The sequence below is a fragment of the Streptomyces durocortorensis genome (genome assembly GCF_016901035.1).
Taxonomy (GTDB): Bacteria; Actinomycetota; Actinomycetes; order Streptomycetales; family Streptomycetaceae; genus Streptomyces; species Streptomyces durocortorensis.
The window spans coordinates 1-2,651 of sequence record NZ_JAFEUF010000442.1 but is presented as its reverse complement, the minus strand read 5'-3'; the positions used below and the strand labels follow the sequence as shown (position 1 = coordinate 2,651).

Below are 2,651 nucleotides of genomic sequence, written 5' to 3'. Positions count from 1 at the left end.
GGGGGGGGGGCGGCGGCCCCCGGCCCCGTGCCCGCCGCCGTCCCGTGACCCCTGGGCCGTGGCCCTCGGCCCCGGGAGGTCCGGTCAGAACTTGATGCTGCTGATCATCCCGGCCACGTTGGTCGTCAGATCGGAGATGGTCGGTGCGATGGACGAGCTCGCGATGTAGAACCCGAGCAGCATGCAGACCACCGCGTGTCCCCCCTTCAGTCCGGATTTCCGGATCAGCAGGAAGACGATGATCGCCAGCAGCACTACCGCCGAAATCGAGAGCGCCACGGCGGTTCACCTCCATCGGTACGTTCGGACAGTCGGAATGGGGGTACGCGGAGTCAGCAGGTTCCTACCCACCGAGCGCTACGGATCATAACTATCCGTGCCAACGCATTGATCGGGGCACGGCAGCACGAGGGGCGCACGAACCGTGCCGCGCGGCCGAGTTCGGCACTAGGTTCGTCGCCATGACCTCGCAGAAGCTGTCCTTTCCCCGCCAGCAAGCACGGACCCAGCGCTTCGCTCTCGGCGCACCTCGCGCCTTCACCGTCTCACCGGACGAGACGCGGGTGATCTTCCTGCGGTCCGCGTCCGGAACGGACCGGACCAACCGGCTCTGGGTGCTCGACCCGGCGACCGGCGAGGAGCGCGTCGCCGCCGACCCCGAAGTGCTGCTGGGCGGTTCGGCGGAGAAGCTGTCGGCGCAGGAGCGGGCCCGGCGGGAGCGGACCCGGGAGGGTTCGTCCGGGATCGTCTCCTACGCGGTGGACGCGGCGGCGGAGTTGGCCGCGTTCGCCCTGTCCGGAAAGGTGTACGTGGCGGAGCTGCGGGCCGGGACCGCGCGGGCGCTGCCGGTGCCGGGCCCGGTGATCGACCCCCGCCCGTCCCCCGACGGCCGGCACATCGCGTACGTGGCCAAGGGCGCGCTGCGGGTCGTGGGCGCGGACGGCGAGGGCGACCGGGCGCTGGCCGAGCCGGAGGACCCCCAGGTCACCTATGGTCTGGCCGAGTTCATCGCGGCCGAGGAGATGCACCGCTACCGGGGCTTCTGGTGGTCGCCGGAGTCGGACCGGCTGCTGGTCGCGCGGGCCGACGACAGCCCCGTACAGCGGTGGTACATCGCCGATCCGGCGCACCCCGAGCGCAAGCCCGCCGAGATCGCCTACCCGGCGGCCGGGACGCCCAACGCCGAGGTGCGGCTCTTCGTCATGGACCTGGCGGGGGCCCGTACCGAAGTGGTCTGGGACCGGGCCGCGTTCCCGTACCTGGCCCAGGTGCACTGGTCCTCCGCGGGTGCTCCGCTCCTGCTGGTGCAGGCGCGCGACCAGCGCAGTCAGCGGTATCTGGCGGTGGATCCGGAGACCGGCGCGACCCGGATCGTCCATGTCGACGAGGACCCGGTGTGGCTGGATCTCTTCCCCGGGGTGCCCGCGTGGGCGCCGGACGGGCGGCTGGTGCGGATCGCCGACGAGGGCGGGGCGCGGGTGCTGGCGGTCGGGGACCGGCTGCTCACCGGGTCGCAGCTGCACGTCCAGTCGGTGCTGGACATCGGGGAGTCGGACATCCTGATCTCCGCGGTGGCCGGTGAGGACGCGGTCGAGCCGGAGATCGGGCAGATCCATGTGTACCGGGTGAACGAGCTGGGAATCGAGCGGATTTCCGAAGGGGTGGGTGTGCACTCCGCGGTCCGCTCGGGCGGCCTCTCGGTCGTGGTCTCGTCCGTCCCCGAGGAGCCCGGAGCCGCCGCGTGGGTGGTGCGGGACGGCAAGCGGCTGGCCCGGATCACGAGTTCCGCCCAGGAGCCGGTGCTGTCCGCCCGCGTGACCCTCACCGAGGGGGGCGCACGGCGGATTCCGTGCGCCGTGCTGCTCCCCTCGGACTACCAGGAGGCGGATGGTCCGCTTCCGGTCCTGATGGATCCGTACGGCGGTCCGCACGGCCGCCGGGTGGTCGCCGCCCACAACGCGCACCTGACCTCGCAGTGGTTCGCGGACCAGGGCTTCGCGGTGGTCGTGGCGGACGGGCGGGGCGCGCCGGGCCGCTCGCCGGGCTGGGAGAAGGCGGTACGGGACAACCTCGTGCTGACCATGGAGGACCAGGTCGAGGCGTTGCACGGGCTCGCGGACCGCTTCCCGCTCGACCTGTCCCGGGTGGCGATCCGCGGCTGGTCCTTCGGCGGATACCTGGCGGGGCTCGCGGTGCTGCGGCGGCCCGACGTCTTCCACGCGGCGGTCGTGGGGGCGCCGGTGACGGACCAGCGGCTGTACGACACCCATTACACCGAGCGCTATCTCGGCGACCCGGCGCAGCAGCCGGAGGTGTACGCGTACAACTCGCTGCTCACCGACGACGGGCTGTCCGAGCCCGCCTCCGAGGTGCGGCCGATGATGATCGTGCACGGTCTGGCCGACGACAACGTGGTGGTCGCCCACGCCCTGCGGCTCTCCTCGGCGCTGCTGGCGGCGGGCCGTCCCCACGAGGTGCTGCCGCTGAGCGGGGTGACGCACATGACGCCGCAGGAGCAGGTCGCGGAGAACCTGCTCCTGCTCCAGGTGGACTTCCTCAAGCGGTCGCTGGGGATGTCCGGCGCCTGAGCCGCCCGCCGTTCCCCGTCCGCCCCCGGCTCACCAGCGGGGCGGCGGGGAGGAGGGCGGGGG

2 protein-coding genes are annotated in these 2,651 nt (G+C 72.5%); one reads left to right on the top strand and one right to left on the bottom strand.

What is annotated here, in order from left to right; genetic code table 11:
• Positions 1 to 84: 84 nt before the first annotated feature.
• On the bottom strand, positions 85 to 279 hold the full coding sequence (locus tag JS521_RS35185) for a hypothetical protein (RefSeq protein WP_010063247.1): 195 nt from the start codon (positions 277 to 279) through the stop codon (positions 85 to 87).
• Between the two features lie 182 nt (positions 280 to 461).
• Between JS521_RS35185 and JS521_RS35180 the strand changes: the two genes are divergently transcribed.
• Positions 462 to 2,588: a S9 family peptidase gene (locus tag JS521_RS35180; protein WP_205086920.1), complete on the top strand. Its 2,127-nt coding sequence runs from the start codon at positions 462 to 464 to the stop codon at positions 2,586 to 2,588.
• The last annotated feature ends 63 nt before the right edge of the window (positions 2,589 to 2,651 follow it).